This is a genomic window from Chenggangzhangella methanolivorans (assembly GCF_019797865.1).
GTDB lineage: Bacteria > Pseudomonadota > Alphaproteobacteria > Rhizobiales > Methylopilaceae > Methylopila > Methylopila methanolivorans.
In genome coordinates this window covers 33,408-52,205 of record NZ_CP081869.1, presented here as the reverse complement: position 1 = coordinate 52,205, position 18,798 = coordinate 33,408, and the positions used below count along the sequence as shown (strand labels likewise).

The 18,798-nt window shown below is 68.9% G+C and carries 15 protein-coding genes and 2 pseudogenes; 8 read left to right on the top strand and 9 right to left on the bottom strand.

The window, feature by feature from the left end; translation table 11 throughout:
* The first annotated feature begins 261 nt into the window (after nt 1–261).
* The 8 genes and pseudogenes from K6K41_RS00245 (at nt 262) to K6K41_RS00210 (ending at nt 9,073) form a co-directional block, all read left to right on the top strand.
* Nucleotides 262–1,863, top strand: a complete 1,602-nt coding sequence (locus K6K41_RS00245; protein WP_261403459.1) for an ABC transporter substrate-binding protein — start codon at nt 262–264, stop codon at nt 1,861–1,863.
* Between the two features lie 189 nt (nt 1,864–2,052).
* Nucleotides 2,053–2,993, top strand: a pseudogene (locus K6K41_RS00240) (ABC transporter permease).
* Complete coding sequence (locus tag K6K41_RS00235) at nt 2,993–3,913, top strand: ABC transporter permease (RefSeq protein ID WP_261403458.1); 921 nt, start codon at nt 2,993–2,995, stop codon at nt 3,911–3,913. Before K6K41_RS00240 ends, K6K41_RS00235 begins: the two are co-directional and overlap by 1 nt.
* A 145-nt stretch (nt 3,914–4,058) precedes the next feature.
* Nucleotides 4,059–5,054, top strand: coding sequence for an ABC transporter ATP-binding protein (locus K6K41_RS00230; protein WP_261403457.1), 996 nt, complete (start codon nt 4,059–4,061; stop codon nt 5,052–5,054).
* 147 nt (nt 5,055–5,201) lie between these two features.
* Nucleotides 5,202–6,212, top strand: a complete 1,011-nt coding sequence (locus tag K6K41_RS00225; RefSeq protein ID WP_261403456.1) for an ABC transporter ATP-binding protein — start codon at nt 5,202–5,204, stop codon at nt 6,210–6,212.
* Between the two features lie 152 nt (nt 6,213–6,364).
* Complete coding sequence (locus K6K41_RS00220; protein ID WP_261403455.1) at nt 6,365–7,546, top strand: amidohydrolase/deacetylase family metallohydrolase; 1,182 nt, start codon at nt 6,365–6,367, stop codon at nt 7,544–7,546.
* The gene (locus K6K41_RS00215; RefSeq protein ID WP_261403454.1) at nt 7,543–8,001 is read left to right on the top strand and encodes a RidA family protein; all 459 of its coding nucleotides are present in this window, start codon (nt 7,543–7,545) and stop codon (nt 7,999–8,001) included. Before K6K41_RS00220 ends, K6K41_RS00215 begins: the two co-directional genes overlap by 4 nt.
* Nucleotides 7,998–9,073 (top strand): annotated as a pseudogene (locus K6K41_RS00210) (D-TA family PLP-dependent enzyme). The gene K6K41_RS00215 and the pseudogene K6K41_RS00210 overlap by 4 nt, the downstream one beginning before the upstream one ends.
* A 272-nt stretch (nt 9,074–9,345) precedes the next feature.
* On the opposite strand, the gene K6K41_RS00205 reads toward K6K41_RS00210, so the two are convergent.
* The 9 genes from K6K41_RS00205 to K6K41_RS00165 form a co-directional block, all read right to left on the bottom strand.
* Nucleotides 9,346–10,551, bottom strand: a complete 1,206-nt coding sequence (locus K6K41_RS00205) for a Zn-dependent hydrolase (RefSeq protein ID WP_261405864.1) — start codon at nt 10,549–10,551, stop codon at nt 9,346–9,348.
* An 8-nt stretch (nt 10,552–10,559) separates the two neighbouring features.
* Nucleotides 10,560–12,029 carry an amidase gene (locus tag K6K41_RS00200; protein WP_261403453.1) on the bottom strand — a complete coding sequence of 490 codons (1,470 nt, stop codon included), beginning with the start codon at nt 12,027–12,029 and terminating at the stop codon, nt 10,560–10,562.
* Nucleotides 12,026–13,159, bottom strand: a complete 1,134-nt coding sequence (locus K6K41_RS00195; protein WP_261403452.1) for a M20/M25/M40 family metallo-hydrolase — start codon at nt 13,157–13,159, stop codon at nt 12,026–12,028. The genes K6K41_RS00200 and K6K41_RS00195 overlap by 4 nt, the downstream gene beginning before the upstream one ends.
* Nucleotides 13,160–13,253: 94 nt before the next feature.
* On the bottom strand, nt 13,254–13,958 hold the full coding sequence (locus K6K41_RS00190; RefSeq protein ID WP_261403451.1) for an ABC transporter ATP-binding protein: 705 nt from the start codon (nt 13,956–13,958) through the stop codon (nt 13,254–13,256).
* A complete protein-coding gene (locus K6K41_RS00185) occupies nt 13,951–14,760 on the bottom strand; it encodes an ABC transporter ATP-binding protein (protein WP_261403450.1) in 810 nt (269 codons plus the stop codon). The genes K6K41_RS00190 and K6K41_RS00185 overlap by 8 nt, the downstream gene beginning before the upstream one ends.
* Before the next feature lie 199 nt (nt 14,761–14,959).
* On the bottom strand, nt 14,960–16,003 hold the full coding sequence (locus K6K41_RS00180) for a branched-chain amino acid ABC transporter permease (RefSeq protein ID WP_261403449.1): 1,044 nt from the start codon (nt 16,001–16,003) through the stop codon (nt 14,960–14,962).
* Nucleotides 16,000–16,872, bottom strand: coding sequence for a branched-chain amino acid ABC transporter permease (locus K6K41_RS00175; RefSeq protein ID WP_261403448.1), 873 nt, complete (start codon nt 16,870–16,872; stop codon nt 16,000–16,002). The genes K6K41_RS00180 and K6K41_RS00175 overlap by 4 nt, the downstream gene beginning before the upstream one ends.
* Nucleotides 16,873–17,074: 202 nt before the next feature.
* Entirely contained in the window at nt 17,075–18,226 is a 1,152-nt protein-coding gene (locus tag K6K41_RS00170; protein WP_261403447.1) for an ABC transporter substrate-binding protein, read from the bottom strand.
* 29 nt (nt 18,227–18,255) lie between these two features.
* Entirely contained in the window at nt 18,256–18,750 is a 495-nt protein-coding gene (locus K6K41_RS00165; RefSeq protein ID WP_261403446.1) for an SRPBCC domain-containing protein, read from the bottom strand.
* Between the last annotated feature and the right edge of the window lie 48 nt (nt 18,751–18,798).

Genomic DNA, 18,798 nt, shown 5'->3' with positions numbered 1-18,798 from the left:
TCGCTTGAGCTTCCGGGCGGCGTTTCGGGCCGCGACTGCGGCCAACATAGCGCGCGCTCGCCGCCGCCCATCGATTGGGCGCGCACAAATTAGCGACGCGACCGCTCATTGCTTGATCACTTCTAAACCCGGGGCCATGGTGAGCGGCCCACTGCGCGCCTGTCGTCGTCTGACGGTCCGGGCATGGCACGATCTCTGCAGACGGATTGGCTGGCGCGCCAGGCGCCAGCTTGCGGCCCACGCCGCTACCGGGAGACACCGATGGATCGTCGCACTTTCCTTCAGGCCTCGATTGGCGCGGGACTTATCGGAGCGACCGGTTCGCTCGCCGCGCCCTCCATCGCGCTCGGCGCGGCGAAGAAGACCCTGAAGTTCGTGCCGCAGGCGAACCTCGCCAACTTCGATCCGATCTGGGGAACGCAATACGTCGTCCGCAACGCCGCGGCGCTGGTCTGGGACACGCTCTACGGCGTCGACGAGAAGCTGCAGCCGCAGCGCCAGATGGTGGAGAGCGAGACCGTCTCCGATGACGGCCTTGTCTGGACCTTCAAGCTGCGCTCGGGGATGAAGTTCCACGACGGCGAGCCCGTGCTCGCCAAGGACGCGGTGGCCTCGGTCGCGCGCTGGTCGGCCCGCGACCCGATGGGCCTGATGATCCGCGTCATCCAGAACGAGCTCGTCGCGGTCGACGACCTCACGTTCAAGTGGTCGCTGAAGAAGCCCTATCCGAAGATGCTGCTGGCGCTCGGCAAGAACAACGCGCCGTGCTCCTTCGTGATGCCGGAGCGGATCGCCAAGACCGACCCCTTCACCCAGATCAAGGAATATGTCGGCTCCGGGCCGATGAAGTTCGCGCAGAAGGAATGGGTGCCGGGCGCGATCGCGGTGTTCGAGAAGTTCGAGGACTACAAGTCCCGCGACGAGCCCGCCTCGTGGCTCGCCGGCGCCAAGCGCATGATGGTCGACCGCATCGAGTGGATCATCATGCCGGACCCCGCGACCGCGCTCGCGGCGCTCCAGAACGGCGAGATCGACTGGTGGGAGAACCCGCTCTCCGACCTCGTGCCGGTGCTGCAGGGCAATTCCGACGTGAAGGTCGACATCGCGGACCCGCTCGGCAATGTCGGAGCCTTCCGCATGAACCACCTCTATCCGCCCTTCGACAAGGTGGAGGTGCGCAAGGCCGTGCTCACCGCGATGAGCCAGGAAAACTACATGCGGGCGATCGTCGGCTCCGACGACAATCTTTGGAAGCCGATGCCCGGCTTCTTCACGCCCGGCACCCCGTTCTACAGCGAGCAGGGCGGCGACATCCTGAAGAAGGCGAGCATCGACGAGGCCAAGAAGTTGCTCGAGAAGGCCGGCTATGACGGCACGCCCGTGACCTGCGTGGTGGCGCAGGACAACCCGATCACCAAGGCGCAAGGCGACGTGACCGCCGACCTTCTCCGCCGCATGGGCATGACCGTCGACTTCGTGGCGACCGACTGGGGCACGGTCGGGGCCCGGCGCGCGTCGAAGAAGCCGCCGAAGGAAGGCGGCTGGAACATGTTCCACACCTGGCACGCGGGCGCGGATTGCCTGTCGCCCGCCGGCTACAACGCGCTGCGCGCCAACGGCGAGAAGGCGTGGTTCGGCTGGCCCAACAGCCCCAAGACCGAAGAGGGCATCACGGCCTGGTTCGAAGCGGCTGATCTCGAGGCCGAGAAGGCGGCGCTGGCCAAGACCAACGAGGCGGCGGTGGACGACGTGGTCTACGGCGTCACCGGCTTCTTCCTCAGCTACCAGGCGTGGCGCAGCAACGTACAGGGCGTGAAGAGCGGCCCGCTGCCGTTCTTCTGGGACGTGACCAAGGAGGCGTGAGCCGGTGGCGCATGGCCGAGGCCAACTGCGTGCTTCGAGACGCGACGGCGAAACGCCTTCGCTCCTCAGCATGAGGATGGTTTGTGCTTTGGCGCCCACCCACCCCCCTCATGCTGAGGAGCAGGCCGGAGGCCTGCGTCTCGAAGCACGCACTTCGTTGATCCCGGGCTCGTTCGAAGGGAGCGGCTGATGTCCTCGGTCGTCCTGCGCCGCATCCTCTCGACCATCCCCGTCATGGGGGTGGTGGCGCTGTTCGTCTTCAGCCTGCTCTACGTCGCGCCCGGCGATCCGGCGCGGTGATCGCGGGCGACCAGGCCTCTCCCGAGGACGTCGAGAAGATCCGCGCCGGGCTCGGTCTAGACCGGCCCTATCTCATCCGCTTCTTCGAATGGGTGGGGCAGATCCTGTCCGGCGACCTCGGCACCTCGATCTTCACCAACATGCCGGTCACCACCATGATCGCGCAGCGCGTCGAGCCGACGCTTTCGCTCATGATCGTGACGCTCATCATCGCGGTCGGCGTCGCGGTGCCGATGGGCGTCGTGGCGGCGTGGAAGGCCGACACCTGGGTCGACCGTTCGGCGATGGCCTTCGCGGTCTTCGGCTTCTCGACCCCGGTCTTCGTGGTCGGCTACCTCATCGCCTATGTGTTCGCGCTGAAGCTCGGCTGGTTTCCGGTCCAGGGCTACAAGCCGATCTCGGCGGGCGTCGGCCCGTGGATCCAAAGCCTGATCCTGCCGTCCGTGACGCTCGCGCTCGTCTACATCGCGCTGATCGCCCGCATCACCCGCGCCGCGATGCTCGACGTGCTCGGCCAGGACTACATCCGCACGGCCAAGGCCAAGGGCGTCGGCCAGCGGCGCATCCTCTTCGTGCACGGGCTGAAGAACGCGGCGGTGCCGATCGTCACCGTCATCGGCATCGGCGTCGCGCTGCTCATCGGCGGCGCGGTGGTGACCGAGAGCGTGTTCGCGATCCCGGGCCTCGGCCGCCTCGTGGTCGACGCGATTCTGCGGCGCGACTACCCCGTGATCCAGGGCGTCGTGCTGCTCTTCAGCTTCGTCTACGTGCTGGTCAATCTCGCCGTTGACCTCGTCTATGTCTGGGTCGATCCGAGGATCCGCTACTGATGGCCGTCGAAGCCAGGACCCTCGCGCCTCCGCCCGGCCTCAAGGTCGCCGAGGAGCTGCCCGACGTCATTCCCGCGCGCAAGCCCCTGAAAGGGTTTTGGGGCGTCGTCCGCCGCCGGCCCGCGGCGGCGCTCGGCGGCGCGATTTTGCTCGCGATGATCGCGGTCGCGGCGTTCGCGCCGCTGCTCGGGACCGTCGACCCCGGCGAACTCGCGCCGTCGCGACGGCTGCGGCCGCCTTCGGCCGACTTCTGGTTCGGCACCGACATGCTTGGCCGCGACCTCTATTCGCGCGTGGTCTACGGCGCGCAGGTCTCGCTCGTCGTCGGCTTCTCGGTGGCGGTGCTCGCCTCCGTCTTCGGCCTCGCCATCGGGCTCGTCTCGGGCACCGTGCGCTGGATCGACGGCGTCGTGATGCGGCTCATCGACGGCATGATGTCGATCCCGCCGATCCTGCTCGCCGTCGCGCTGATGGCGCTGACCCGCGGCTCTCTGCAAAACGTCGTCATCGCCATCACGCTCGCCGAAATCCCGCGCGTCGCCCGGCTGGTGCGCGGCGTGGTGCTGTCCTTGCGCGAGCAGCCCTATATCGACGCGGCGATCGCCGCCGGCACGTCGACGCCGATGCTCGTCATCCGCCACATCCTGCCCAACACGCTCGCGCCCATGACCGTGCAGGCCACCTACATCTGCGCCTCCGCCATGATCGTCGAGGCGATCCTGTCGTTCATCGGCGCGGGCGTGCCGCCGATCACGCCGTCCTGGGGCAACATCATGGCGGAGGGCAGGGCGCTCTGGCAGGTGAAGCCGACGATCGTGTTCTTCCCCGCGATCTTTCTGTCGCTCACCGTCCTCGCCGTGAACCTCCTCGGCGACGGCCTGCGCGACGCGCTCGATCCCCGCATGGCGAAGAGCTTGTGATGGGAGATTCTCTCCCGAACCACCGGCGTCATGCCCGGACTTGGTCCGGGTATCCACGACTTGGGCGTAGAGCGCGCGGCCCAGGAAGTCGTGGATACCCGCGCTGCCGCGCGGGCATGACGGCGGCGTCGCCGGAGTACGCCTGATGCCCCTGCTCGAAGTCGACCGTCTCCAGACCCACTTCCGCACTCCCGACGGAGTGAACCGGGCGGTCGACGGCGTCTCGTTCCACATCGACAAGGGCGAAACGCTCGCGGTCGTCGGCGAAAGCGGCTGCGGCAAGTCGGTCACCGCCATGTCGATCATGCGCCTGATCGCCGAGCCGCCCGGCAGGTCCGCGGGCGAGATCCGCTTCGAGGGCAAGGACCTGCTCAAGCTCTCCGAGAAGGAGATGCGCAAGATCCGCGGCGACGACATCTCGATGATCTTCCAGGAGCCGATGACGAGCCTCAATCCGGTGCTGAAGGTCGGCCGGCAGATCGGGGAGTCGCTGCGGCTCCATCAGGGGCTCGGCCGCGCCGCCGCCGAGGACAAGGCGGTCGAGATGCTGCGCCTCGTCGGCATTCCCGAGCCCAAGCGCCGGGCGGGCGAATATCCGCACCAGCTTTCGGGCGGCATGCGCCAGCGCGTGATGATCGCCATGGCGCTCGCCTGCTCGCCGAAGCTGCTGATCGCCGACGAGCCGACCACAGCGCTCGACGTCACCATCCAGGCCCAGATCCTTGACCTGATGCGCGACCTCAAGCAGCGCGTCGGCGCCGCGATCCTGATCATCACCCATGACCTCGGCGTCGTGGCCGAGGTCGCCGACCGCGTGGTGGTGATGTACGCCGGACGCAAGGTCGAGGAGGCCCCAGTCAACGACCTCTTCGCCGACCCCAAGCATCCCTACACCCGCGGTCTTCTCGGGGCGGTGCCGAAGCTCGGATCCTCGCTCGACGGCGAGGCCGAGCGGCTCGCCGAGATTCCCGGCATCGTGCCGAGCCTGAAGAAGAAGATCGAGGGCTGCGTGTTCGCAAGCCGCTGTCCCGACGCCGAGGACGTCTGCCGCCAGTTCGCGCCGGCGCTCGAGGAGAAGGCGCCGGCCCATCTCGCCGCGTGCCATTTCTCGAACCGCGACGCCGCGGAGGCCGCGGCGTGAGGGGAAAGCGCAGCCCTTGTCCCGGACTTGATCCGGGACCCAGAACCGACGGCGCTTCCAAAGGAGACGGCGGCCGTCGCGATCATCTGAGAAACCGCATCGGTTCTGGGTCCCGGATCAAGTCCGGGACAAGAGGGGAGACGCCCCATGACCGCCCCGCTGCTCGAGGTCAACGACCTCAAGATGCACTTCCCCCTCGGCGGGGCGCTGTTCGGCGAACGGCGCTACGTCTATGCGGTCGACGGGCTGTCGTTCCGCGTCGAGCGCGGCGAGACGCTGTCGCTCGTCGGCGAGAGCGGCTGCGGCAAGTCCACCGTCGGACGCGCCATCCTGCGCCTGCTGAAGCCCACGGGCGGCCAGGTGGTTCTCGCGGGCAAACGCATCGACGACATGGGTTCGGCCAAGCTGCGGCCCTACCGGCGGCGCGTGCAGGTCGTGTTCCAGGATCCGTTCTCGAGCCTCAATCCGCGCATCCGGGTCCGCGACGCGCTCGCCGAGCCGATCAACAATTTCGGGCTGGCGAAGGACAACGCCGAACTGACCCGCAAGCTCAACATGCTGATGGACAAGGTCGGCCTGCCAAGGGAAGCGCTCGGCCGCTGGCCGCACGAATTCTCTGGCGGCCAGCGCCAGCGCGTCGGCATCGCCCGCGCGCTTGCGGCCGAGCCCGACCTCATCGTCTGCGACGAGGCAGTGTCGGCGCTCGACGTCTCGGTCAAGGCGCAGATCGTCAATCTGCTTGGCGATCTGCAGAAGGAGCTCGGCCTCGCGCTTCTGTTCATCAGCCACGACCTCGCGATCGTCGAGCATATGACGCATCGCGTCGCGGTCATGTATCTCGGAAAGATCGCCGAGATCGGGACCAAGCGGCAGATCTTCGCGCGGCCGCGCCACCCCTACACCGAGGCGCTGCTCTCGGCCGTGCCGACGCCGGACCCGCTGGCCAAGCGCGAGCGCATCATGCTGAAGGGCGACGTTCCGAGCCCGATCAGCCCGCCCAGCGGTTGCCGTTTCCACACCCGCTGTCCCTATGCGTTCGACCGCTGCAAATCGGAAGAGCCGCGACTGCGCGAAGTAGAGAAGGGCCACGAGGCCGCCTGCCACCTCAATGACCGCGACGCGCAGGACAATCCGCTGCTGAGCGGGGCGCGGGCGTGATGCGCCTTCCTTGTCCCGGACTTGATCCGGGACCCAGAGAGCCGTCGGCGCTTCCGAAATAGGCGGCGGCCGCGGCGGTCGCCAAAGCAACCGTCTCGCTTCTGGGTCCCGGATCAAGTCCGGGACAAGCAGGCGGCGGTCCGGAGAACGCTATGACGGCGGCGGCTCCCGACCTCATCCTCCGCGGCTCGCGGGTCGTCGATCCCTCCCAGAACTTCGACGGGATCGCCGACGTCGCCTTCACGGACGGCAAGGTGTCGGGCTTCGGGCCAAACCTCCCCGGCGGAGCGCAGACAGACATCCGCGACGTCTCCGGCGCGATCGTCACGCCCGGGCTGATCGACCTCCACACCCATGTCTATTGGGGCGGGACGTCGCTCGGCGTCGACCCCGACGCGTTCTGCCGGCTCTCGGGCGTCACCACCTCGATCGACACCGGCTCGGCCGGCCCCGGCAACTGGGCGGGCTTTCGCAAGCACGTCATCGAGCGCGCGGAAGCGCGCGTGCTCGCCTATCTCCACGTGTCCTTCGCGGGCATCTTCGGGTTCTCGAAGACCGTGATGGTGGGCGAGAGCGAGGACATCCGGCTCATGGCGCCGAAGGAGGCCGCGCAGGTCGCCGACGCGAACCGCGACCTCATCGTCGGCATCAAGGTCCGGGTCGGCCGTCATGCCTCGGGCGACCAGGGAACCGCGCCGCTCGACATCGCGCTGCAGGTCGCCGACGAGGTCGGCATGCCGCTGATGTGCCACATCGACCATCCGCCGCCCTCCTATGAGGAGGTGCTGGCGATGTTGCGGCCGGGCGACGTGCTGACCCATGCTTTCCGCCCGTTCCCCAATGCGCCCTGCACGGCGCAGGGCACGGTGAAGCGCGCGGTGCGGGAGGCGCGCGAGCGCGGCGTGCTGTTCGACATCGGCCACGGCATGGGCAGTTTCTCGTTCAAGACCGCGCGCGCGATGCTGGCGCAGGGGTTCGCGCCCGACACCATCTCGTCGGACGTCCACCAGCTCTGCATCGACGGTCCGGCCTTCGACCAGGTGACGACCATGTCGAAGTTTTTGTGCCTCGGCATGGCGCTTCCCGACGTCGTCCGCCGCTCGACGGCGAACGCCGCCTTCGCCCTGAAGCGGCCGGACCACGGCTCGCTGAAGGTCGGCTCGCTTGGCGACGCAACGGTGCTGAGCGTGCGCGAGGGCGCGTTCGACTATGTCGATACGGTCGGAGAGCATATGACGGGGGCGCAGAAGATCGTCTCGGAGGGCGTCGTGCTGAAGGGGAAGTGGTGGCACTCGGCCGAGGGGACGGCGTTCGGGAAGAAGGTTGCGGCATGACCGCCGAACAGAAACTCGCCGAACTCGGCCTGACGCTGCCTGACACCTACACGCCGGTCGCGACCTATGTGCCGGCCAAGCGCGTCGGAGACCTGCTGTTCCTCTCGGGGCAGGGACCGCGGCTCGCGGACGGCTCGCACCATGTCGGCAAGGTGGGCGCGGAGGTCTCGGTCGAGGAGGCGAACGGGCACGCCAGGCTTGTGGGCCTTGGCCTGCTGGCCGCGATGAAGGCTGCGGTCGGCGATCTCGACAAGGTCGAGATCGTCAAGCTTCTGGGCATGGTCAACGCCGCGCCGGACTTCACCCAGCATCCGCAGGTGATCAACGGCTGCTCGGACTTGCTGGTCGCCGTGCTGGGCGAGCGCGGACGGCATGCGCGCTCGGCGGTCGGCATGGGCTCGCTGCCGAACGGCATGACGGTGGAGATCGAGGCGATCGTCCGGATCCTGCCGTGACGGCTCTGGCGGCGCGCATCGCGCAGGAATTCGGCACGCCCGCTGTCGTGGTCGATCTCGACGTCGTCGAGGCCAACATCACGCGCGTTCAGGCGCTCTGCGACGCCGCGGGCCTCGCCTGCCGGCCCCATGTGAAGACGCACAGTCGCCGGTGCTGGCGAAGCTTCAGGTGGAGGCCGGGGCGCGCGGGATCACCTGCCAGAAGCTTGGCGAGGCCGAGGTGATGGCGGCGGGCGGTCTCGACGACATTCTGGTGAGCTACAACATTCTGGGCGAGCGCAATCTTGGCCGTCTCGCGGCGCTGATGGGCCGCGCGAAGATGACGGTGGCGGCCGACAGCGCGACGACCGTCGACGGCCTCGCAGGCGCCGCGGCGGCCGCTGGCCGCACGCTCGACGTCGTGGTGGAGTGCGACACCGGCATGAGGCGCGCGGGCGTCGAGACGCCGGGCGAGGCGGTCGCGCTTGCGAGACGCATCGCCGCGACGCCGGGCCTCGCCTTCGCCGGGCTGCTGCTCTACCCGCCGCCGGACCGCTGGGCCGAGACCCAGACCTTTTTCGATGCGGCGCGGGCGGGACTGCGGGACGCGGGGCTCGACTGCCGCATCGTCTCGACCGGGGGCACGCCGAACCTCGCGCATCTCTCCGCGCTCAAAGGCGCGACCGAGCATCGGCCGGGCACATACATCTTCAACGACCGCATGCAGATGGCGGCGGGCGTCGCTCGGCTCGAGGACTGCGCGGTCGCGATCTGTTCGACCGTCGTCAGCCGCGCGGGAGCAGATCGCGGGATTCTCGACGCGGGCTCGAAGATGCTCACGAGCGACCAGTTCGGACAGACGGGGTTCGGGCTCGTGCTGGAGCATCCCGACGCCGCCGTCAACGCGCTGTCGGAGGAGCACGGGTTTCTCGACCTCTCGGCCTGCGCTTCGAAGCCCGGGATCGGCGACGTGGTGCGCGTCGTGCCGAACCATGTCTGCGCGGTGATCAATATGGTGGATCGGCTCGTCGCGGTGCGGGGCGGGGAGATCGTGGGGGAGCTTGAGGTGGCGGCGCGGGGAAGGTCCGTCTGAGGCGAACTGCGTGCTTCGAGACGGTCCTTCGGACCTCCTCAGCATGAGGAAGGTCGGCGGGTTTTCAGCCTCCCGACGACTCTCATGGCTCGCAGAGCCGCGAAGCGGGGTCTCGAAGCAGGCGGTTCGGCCTTTTCCCGCGCCCTTGTCCCGGGCTTGACCCGGGACCCAGAACCGCTGCGCGGCCCATGTGAGGCGCGACCGTCGGCGGCGTCTTCTTCGGAGCTGGCGTCGTTTCTGGGTCCCGGATCACGTCCGGGACAAGCGCGGCGCTACGCCTTCAGAAACCGCTCCGCCCCGGCGCACAGCACCTCGAGACCGAGCGCCAGATCCTCTTCCTTGGTGTCTTCCGCCCAGTGGTGGCTGATCCCGCCGATCGAAGGCGTGAACAGCATGGCGGCGGGCATGATGGCGGCCATGTTCTGCGCGTCGTGGCCGGCGCCGCTCGGCATGCGCCGCCACGCGCCGGGCGCAAGCTCTTCGGCGGCCGCCGCCAGCGCGTCCATCATCGCCGGGTCGCAGATCGCGGGCATGGGCTTTCGCAGCGTCTCGATGCTGACCGGGCACTTTTCGCGCCGGTTGCTCTCCTGCACGAGCCGCCGCAGCGTCGCCTCCAGGCGCTGCAAAACCTCGATCGAGACGTCGCGGAACTGGAACAGCACCTCGGCGCGGCCCGGGATGACGCTCGGCGCTCCCGGATCGAGCGCGATGCGCCCGCAGGTCCATGTCGTGCGCTCGCCGCAGACGCGCGGAAACTCGCGGTCGATCTCGCCGAGCAGCCGCACGGCGGTGAGCCCGGCGTCCCGGCGCTCGGCCATGGTCGTTCCGCCGGCGTGGTCCTGCCGGCCCTCGACGATGAGGCGGTACTGCCAGATCGCGACGATGCCTGTGACGACGCCGACGCGTTCGCCGGCGTTTTCGAGCGCGGTTCCCTGCTCGATGTGCATCTCGAAATAGCCCTTGTAGCGGGCCGGATCGATCCGCATCCGCGGGCGTCCCTCGAGGCCGGCGGCGCGCAGCGCCTCGCGAAGCGGCGTCCCGCGCGTGCGGTCGACACTCGCGTCGATCTCGTCTTCGCCGAGGTCGCCGATCGCCGAGCGAGAGCCGAGGAAGCCGCAGTCGAAATGCCCCTCTTCGTCGGCGAAGGCCACGACGTCGACGGGCAGCCCCGCGCGGGCGAGCGCGAGCGCCCCCATGACGCCCAGCGCGCCGTCGAGCCAGCCGGCCTCGTTCTGCGTCTCGATATGGCTGCCGACCAGCAACTTCGGCCCGTCGTCCTTGCAGCGCCCGAGCACGTTGCCGACGCCGTCCATCTCGGACACGAGGCCGACTTCCTCCATCCGCCGCATCAGCCATTCGCGCGAGACCATGTCGTTGGGCGAGTAGGTCGGCCGGTGGACGCCGGTCTTGAACTTGCCGATCTGGCGAAGCTCGTGGAGGTCGCGAAGAAAGCGGGCCGTGTCGGGTTTCACCGGCAGTCCTTGAGTTACGCGCGTGGGGCGGCCGCCTCGTAGGCGGCGGCGATGCGGAGCAGGTCGAGGTCGCCATGCGGCCGCCCGATGAGCTGGAACCCCATCGGGCGGCCGTCGGCGGCGAAGCCCGCGGGAAGATTGACGACCGGAAACCCCGTCATGGAACCGGGCGCCACGACCTCCATCCAGCGGTGATAGCTGTCCATGGGGACGCCCGAGATCTCCTTCGGCCAGTCCCAATCGACGGGGAAGGGGAACACTTGCGCGGTCGGCAGCGCGATCGCGTCGAAGCGCTCCAGCAGGCCGAGCGCGGTCTCCCGCCAGCGCGTGCGCGTCGTCATGGCGGCCGCGATGTCGTCGGCGGACAGCCGCGCCGCGGTCTCGATCTCCCACCGCATTTCGGGTTTCAGCTGCGCGTATTGTTCAGGCGACGCCCGATAGGCGCCGTGGCTCGTGAGCGCCGCGAGCCCCCGCAACGTGACGAAACTCCGCCAGAGCGCCTCGAAGTCGAAGTCCGGCGCCGCCGCCTCGGCGCGCCAGCCGGCCGGCTCCATGGCGGCGAGCGCGGCCTCGCAGATCTCCAGCACGCCGGGCTCGAACGGCAGCCGGCCGTACAAGCTCCCGAGCCACGCGACTTTCGGCTTCAGCGCCTCCGCGCCGCCGAGCCGGTCTTCGTAGCGGAAGCCCTCGTCGGCGCTTGCGAGCGCCGTGCGCGGATCGTAGCCCGCCATGACGGAGAGCGTCAGCGCAAGATCCTCGACGCTGCGAGCGATCGGGCCGTCGGTCGAGAACGAGCCGTAGAAGGCGTCCTTGGCCGGGACGTTCGGCACGCGGCCGAGCGAGGGACGGAAGCCGAAGACGTTGTTGTAGGCGCCGGGATTGCGCAGCGAGCCGCCGAAGTCGGAGCCGTCGGCTATCGGCAGCATCCCGAGCGCCACCGCGACCGCCGCCCCGCCGCTCGACCCGCCGGCGGTGAGGCTCGGATCGAAGGCGTTCAGCGTGCGCCCGAACACGGTGTTGTAGGTGTTCGAGCCGAGGCCGAACTCCGGCGTGTTGGTCTTGCCGATCACGATCGCGCCCGCGGCCCTGAGGCGCTCGACCGTCAGGCTGTCGGCGTCGGGAACGAAGTCGGCGAACAGCGGCGAGCCGAAGGTGGTCTTGAGGCCCCTGGTCGGCTGCAGGTCCTTGATCGCGATTGGCAGGCCCGCGAGCGGGGCGGCAATCGCGCCCGCGGCGCGGGCGGCGTCGGCGGCTTTCGCCTCGGTCAGGATCTTGTCGGAGGCGCGCATGGTGACGATCGCGTTGTGCGTCGGGTTCGTCCGTTCGATCTGGCCGAGATGAGCCTCGACCACCTCGACAGAGGAGACGTCTACGGCCGCCAGCATGCGCGAAAGCTTCGAGGCGCCCGCCCGGCAGAGCTCCGGCATGTCGACGGGCGGCGCGACCAGCGTCCCGTCGCTCGCGAAGGCGGGGCGGAAGGTCATTTCAGCCTCATCAGCAGGCCCGCGACCAGCCGCGCGCGCTCGGGGAGGCTGTCGACCTCGATGTGTTCGTTGAGCGTGTGCCAGCCTTCGCCGCGCACGCCGAGGCCGTCGAGCGAGGGAACGCCCATCGCGCCCGTAAAGTTGGCGTCGGAGCCGGCGCCGGCGGAGCCGTGGGTGAGCTCGAAGCCGAGCTCCTTGGCGATCTCCCGCGCGATCTCGTACATCGCCATCGTCGCGCCGCTCGGCTCCCAGACCGGGCGGGTGACGCCGCGCGTCACGCGGAAGCCGATCCCGGTCTCGTCGACTTCGGTCAGAGCCAGCATGCGCTCGACGCCGCGGTCGAGATCGGCCTGGCGCTTGGCCATGCTGAGCGCCTCGGCGCGGCAGGCCTGCGGCACGCAGTTCACCCAGCGCCCGCCATGGATGACGCCGACCGAGAAGGTGCAGTCCTCGTCGGTCATGGCCTCGATTTCGCCGATGCGCCGCGCCATCTCGGCGATGGCCGAGCGGCCTTTCCTGAGGTCCGCGCCCGCATGGCTGGAGAGGCCCCGCGCCTCGAGGTCATAGCGCGCGATGGCGTAGCGGCCGGTGACGAGGCCGCCGTCGAGATTGGCTGGCTCGGGCACGAGCACGTAAGCCGCCCTGGCGGCCTCCGCCTCGATCAGCGCGCGGCAGCCCGGGCTGCCGATCTCCTCGTCGGAGGTGAACAGCACGCGGACCGGCAGCGGCGTCTCGAGCCCGGCGCGCGCCAGCGCCGCGATCGCTTCCACGCAGAGGAAGTTTCCGCCCTTCATGTCGAGGATGCCGGGGCCGTAGGCGCGGCCGCCCTCTCGGCGGAACGGGAAGGTCTCGATCGTGCCGAGCGCATGGACGGTGTCGAGGTGGCCCATCACGAGCACGCCCTTCTCGCCGCGGCGCGGGTGCGGAAACTCGGCGAGCACGCAGTCGCCGAGGCCGGGCGGGCCGGGGACGCGCCGCGCCTCGGCGCCCGCCGCCGCGAGGTCTGCGGCGGCGAGGTCCATCATCGCGTTGACCGCGTGAGGTTCGAAGGTCGGGCTCTCGCATTCGACCCAGCGGCGCAGGCCCGCCAGCATCAGGTCGGCGTCGAACGGCAGCTTCGTCAGATCCATGGACGCAAGTCTCGCATGAGTGGCGGGGGCTGACGCGAGACCTTTCGCCGCCGGGCGAGAAGGCAAGGCGTCGAACCGCCGCCTGCCGTTTCGGTCAGCCGCCGAGATAGGCGGCGCGCACATGCGGGTCGGCGATCAGCTCCTTGCCGAGGCCGCGTCGCACCACGCGGCCGGTCTCGATGAGATAGGCGTGGTCGCAGAGCTCGAGCGCCGCGAAGGCGTTCTGCTCGACGAGCAGCACGGTCGCGCCGCCGTCCCGGATCGACTTGATGATGCCGAGCGTCTGCTCGACGATGGTGGGCGCAAGGCCCAATGAGGGCTCGTCGAACATCACGAGCTTCGGGCGGGACATCAGCGCGCGGCCGATCGCGAGCATCTGCTGCTCGCCGCCCGAGAGCGTGCCGGCCGCCTGATGCCGGCGTTCGGCGAGGCGCGGGAAGTCGGAATAGACGCGGTCGTAGTCCTGCCGGACGCGGATCGGATCCTTGCGGAGATAGGCCCCCATGGCGAGGTTGTCGGCGACGCTCATATAGGGGAAGACGCGCCGCCCCTCGGGGCAGTGCGCGACGCCCTGGCTGAGGATCTTCGCAGGATCTGCGCCGGTGATGTCCTGCCCGGCGAAGCGGATCGAGCCGGACTTCGGCTTCACCAGCCCCGAGATCGCCCGGAGCGTCGTCGACTTGCCGGCCCCGTTCGCGCCGATCAGCGCGACGAGCTCGCCCTCTCCGACGTCGAGGCTGACGCCTTTGAGCGCCGCCACCGGCCCGTAGCCGCATTCGAGGTCGCGGATCTCAAGCATGGGCGGCCTCCTGCTCGGCCTGAAGGGTCGCGGCGCTCTTGCCCAGATAGGCTTCGATGACGGCCGGATCCTGCCGGATCTCGGCCGGCGTTCCGTCTGCGATCAGGCGGCCGTGGTTCAGCACCACGATGCGGTCGGAGACCTCCATCACCATCGGCATGTCGTGCTCGACCAAGAGGATCGTGACACCGCGGTCGCGAACCGACTGGATCAGGCGCACGAAGTTCTTGGTCTCCGACGCGTTCATGCCCGAGACCGGTTCGTCGAGCAGCAGCATCGCCGGGTCGGTGGCGAGTGCGAGCGCGACGCCGACGAGCCGCTGCTCGCCATAGGAGAGCGAGCCCGCCCGTTCGTCGGCGCGGGAGCCGAGACCCACCCACTCGATGAGCTCGCGGGCCTTCGCCCGGCGCGCCGCCTCGCCGCGGCGCTCCTTCGGCAGGTTGAAAATCGCGTCCAAAAGGCTCGCGCCGCCGTCCTCACGGTGGAGGCCGATCAGCACGTTGTCCAGCACCGTATCGTCCGGGAAAACGCTCGTGCGCTGGAAGGTGCGGGCGAGGCCGAGGCGGTTGATGCGGTTGGGCGAAAGTCCGGCGAGGCTCGCGCCCTTGAAGCGCACCTCGCCCTGGCTCGGCTTCAGGAAACCCGAGCAGACGTTGAACGCCGTCGTCTTCCCCGCGCCGTTCGGCCCGATGAGGCTGAGGATCTCGCCCTCGCGGACGTCGAAGTGAAGGTCCGCGATCGCGATCAGCCCGCCGAAGCGCACCCCCACATGATCGATCGAGAGGATTTTTGAGGCGCTCATGATGCTGCTCCGTCGATATGCGAGCCGCGACGGTCGCCGTCACCCTCCCCCTTGCGGGGAGGGTGGGGGTGGGGGTGGTTCAGAACTGAATGAATGGTTCGGCGTAGAGCGGCTTCACTGGCGGCGCCCCTTCCGGAGCCACCCCCACCCCTAACCCCTTCGCACAAGGGGGAGGGGGAAACGGCGATCGCAGAGCCGCTCATGACTGGCCCTCGAGCTGGGGTTTGGCGACGACGGACGAGGGGGTCTTGGCGCGCTTCAGCCGTCCCTTGAACAGGTCGTCGAGGAAGGGCGCGATGCCGCGCGGCATGAGGAAGAGGATCAGGATCAGCACAGCGCCGTAGACGATCCACTGGGCTTCCGGCGCCATGTAGGGGCGCAGCGCCACGGGCAGCGTGCCGAAGATCACGCCGCCGATGACGGGGCCTGCGAGCGTGCCTTTGCCGCCCGACACCACCATGATCACCATCGTGACCGTGTAGGTGAACAGGAACACATCCGGATCGATGATGCGGAAGTAATGGGCGTAGAGGCTGCCTGCCGCGCCCGCGAGCGCGGCCGAGATCGTGGCGGCGACTGTGAGCGTCTTGGTGGCGTTGACGCCGACCGACACGGCGAGCTGCTCGTTTTCCTTCAACCCCCGCATGGCGCGGCCAAAGCGCGAATGGACGAGCCGCGCGACCACCAGATAGGCGAGCGCCGCGACCCCGAGCATCAGGTAGTAGTTCTGGATCTTGGTGCGGAGCGTCAGCTCGCCGACGCCCGGGAGCCCGAGCTTCATGAAGGGGATGGAGGTGAGCGCCAGAGGCCCTTGGGTCAGCTCGATCCAGTTGAGCGCGACGAGTCGCACGACCTCGGCGAAGCAGATCGTGACGATCACGAAATAGGCCCCGCGGACGCGGAACGAGAGCCGGCCGACCACGTAGCCGCAGATGCCCGAGACGATGATCGCCGCGAGGAACCCGAAGAAGGGATGCGCGCCCTCGTGCACGATACGAACGCCGAACGGGAGGCCGACGTCGAAGCCGAGCGCGGTGAGGGCGCTCGCATAGGCTCCGATGCCGAAGAAAGCGATGTGGCCGAGGCTGAGCTGGCCGGTGAAGCCGAGCAGCAGGTTCAGGCTGATGGCGCCGATGGCGAAGATGCCGCCGGTGATCAGGGCGTTGAGGATGTACGGGTCCCTCAGCCCAAGCGGCAGCAGGGCGAGGACGAGCAGGATGAACGGCGGGAGATAGCGGGTCATCCGACGCGCTCCGCGCGGGCGAAGAGGCCCGTGGGCTTGGCCAGAAGGACCGCGATGATGATCAGGAAGCCCATCGCGTCGCGGTAGCCGGAGGAGATGTAGCCGGCTCCGAACTCTTCCGCGAGGGCCAGCACGAAGCCGCCGATGGTGGCGCCCGCAATCGAGCCGAGGCCGCCGAGGATCACGATCGCGAAGGCTTTTACGGCCGCAAGATCCCCCATCTGCGGGAACACGACATAAACCGGGCCGAGCAGCGCGCCGGCCGCCGCCGCGAGGCTCGAGCCGAGCGCGAAGGTCGCGGTGTAGATGACCTTGACGTTGACGCCCATCAGCGCCGCGGTGTCGGCGTCCTGGAAGGTCGCGCGCATGGCGCGGCCGAGCCGCGTGCCGTTGATCATCGCGTAGGCGCCGACGATGAGGGCGGCGGCCGCGACCAGCACGAACAGGCGGATCCAGGAGATCGAGACGCCGAGGAAGGCGATCGGCGCGTCGGGGAAGGGGTTGGGGATGGCCTTGGCCACGCCGCCGAAGGTCCAGAGCGTGCTCGACTGCAGGATGATGCCGGCGCCGATCATCACCAGCATCGTGGTGTCGATGTCCGCGCCCCGGAGCGGCCGCAGCAGCAGGATCTCGATCAGCGCGCCGAGCGCGAGGCCCGCCACGATCGCGACGGGCAGCGCGAGGAAGAAGTTCAGGCCGAGCGAGACCGAGGCGATGTACATCGCATAGGCCCCGAAGGTGTAGAGCGCCCCGTGGGTGAAGTTCACCACGTTCATGATGCCGAAGATCAGCGTCAGCCCGATGCCCAGCAGCGCATATGCGCCGCCCAGCACCATGGCGTTGACGAGGTGTTGCAGGAATTGGTCCACGAGGGCCGCCTTGAGACTTGGAATGCTACGTGTCGGAAATTCCCCTCCCCTTGTGGGGAGGGGTGAGGGGTGGGGGTGGTTCAGAACATCGAGCCGAGGATCGGCGTAGAGCGCCTTCACCGTTCTCGCCTCTTCCGGAGCCACCCCCACCCCCCGACCCCTCCCCGCAAGGGGGAGGGGAGCAGGGCGTCGCTCCGTCAGCTCACAGCTTCACTTCGCTGATCTGGCCGTCGGCGATCTGGATCAGGTAGACGCCGGGCTTGGACTGGCCGCTTTCCTTGCCGGCCGGGCCGGACTTCGCGAACTTGATCGGACCGTTGAGGCCCGTGAGCTCGATCTCCCAGAAGGCCTTCTGGATCGCCTTGGACTCCGCGGATCCGGCCTTCTCGATGGCCGCTGCGATGGTGCGGACGCCGTCATAGCCGCGGAAGCTCTCGGTCGCGCCGGCGAAGGGGTAGCCGCGCTTCTTCCACTCGGCGAGGAAGTAGTCGGTCGCCTTCGGGTCCGGGGTCTTGGCCGGATCCCAGGGCAGGAAGGTGGTGAGGTGCATGGTCTTCTCGGCCGCGGCGCCCGCCTGGGCGACGATCTGGTCGGGGTTCTGCGAGCCGCCGGTGGTGATGACGCGCTTCTTCACGCCCATCGCGGCCATCTGCTTGAAGACCAGCGTCAGCTGGTCGACGGCGGCCGTGATCATCAGCGTGTCGGCGTCGGTGCCTTTGATCTTTGCGAGCTGGGCGCTCATGTCCTGGGCGCTCGCGTCCATGGTCTCGGTGAGGCCGACGGTGACGCCCTTGTCCTTCAGCATCTTGCCGAAGTCGGCCGCCGCGCCGCGGCCCCAGTCATTGTTGATGACGAGGAAATCGACCTTCTTGACGCCGATCTTCTCGACCATCGGCGCGAACATTTCCGCTTCCAGCGCCGACGGCGGCGAGATGCGGAACACGAAGGGGTTGCCGGAGGTCGTGATCTTGCCGGACGAGGAGGTCTCGACCAGCATCGGCACTTCGTATTCTTCGAGCTTCGGCATGACCGCGAGCGTCAGGCTCGAGCCCCAGGCGCCCATCATCACGGGCGTCTCGTCGGAGGTGATGAGCTTCTCGGCGACGGCGGCGGCCTCGGTCGGGTTGGACTTGTTGTCCTCGACCACGAGCTCGATCTTCTTGCCGAGCACGCCGCCTCGGGCGTTCACCTCGTCGGCCGCGATCTTGGCGCCGTTGACGACGTAGGCGCCGGACGCCGCGAACGGGCCGGTCAGCGGCTGGTTGACCCCGATCTTGATCGTGTCGGCGGCGAAGGCGGGAGCCGCGAGGCCGAGGGCCAAGGCGGCGATCGAAGCTATGCGGAACGTCGGCATGGCCATCTCCATGGAGGGAATGCGGAAAATCATCGGGGGGCGCCGCCGGACCGGAGGCGCTTCAGCCAGTCGCCGATCAGGGCGGCGACGAGGCGGAATGGGTTCAGCCCGCCGGCCGGGGCTTGCCCGCCGGCCTGGACCGGCGCGCCCGACAGGCGCGCCTCGAGGTTCTTTGCGAATTCGGCCGTGAGCCGGGCCGCGATGTCGCGCACGAGGCCGGGCCGGCCGAACTGCGCCAGCGGACCTTTGAGCGTGTAGCCCACCTGCATGACGATCTCGGACGTGCCGGCTTGCGCGCCGGGCTCGACCCGGTAGCGGATCTCGCCCTGCGCGCCCGAGCGCCCGTCGGCGCCGGCGCCGAGGATGCGGCCGGAGCGGGAGGCCTCCTCGCGGGTGACGGCGGCCACGCCGCGGAACGAGGCGGTGATCGGCCCGAGCCCGACCTTGATGCCGCCCTCGACGCGCTCGGGCGAGGGCGTGGCGTCCACGAAAGCGCCCGGCAGGCAGTCCGCCACCGCGCGCACGTCGCCGAACAGGGCGAATACGTCTTCGGGGGATGGGCGACGGAGAAA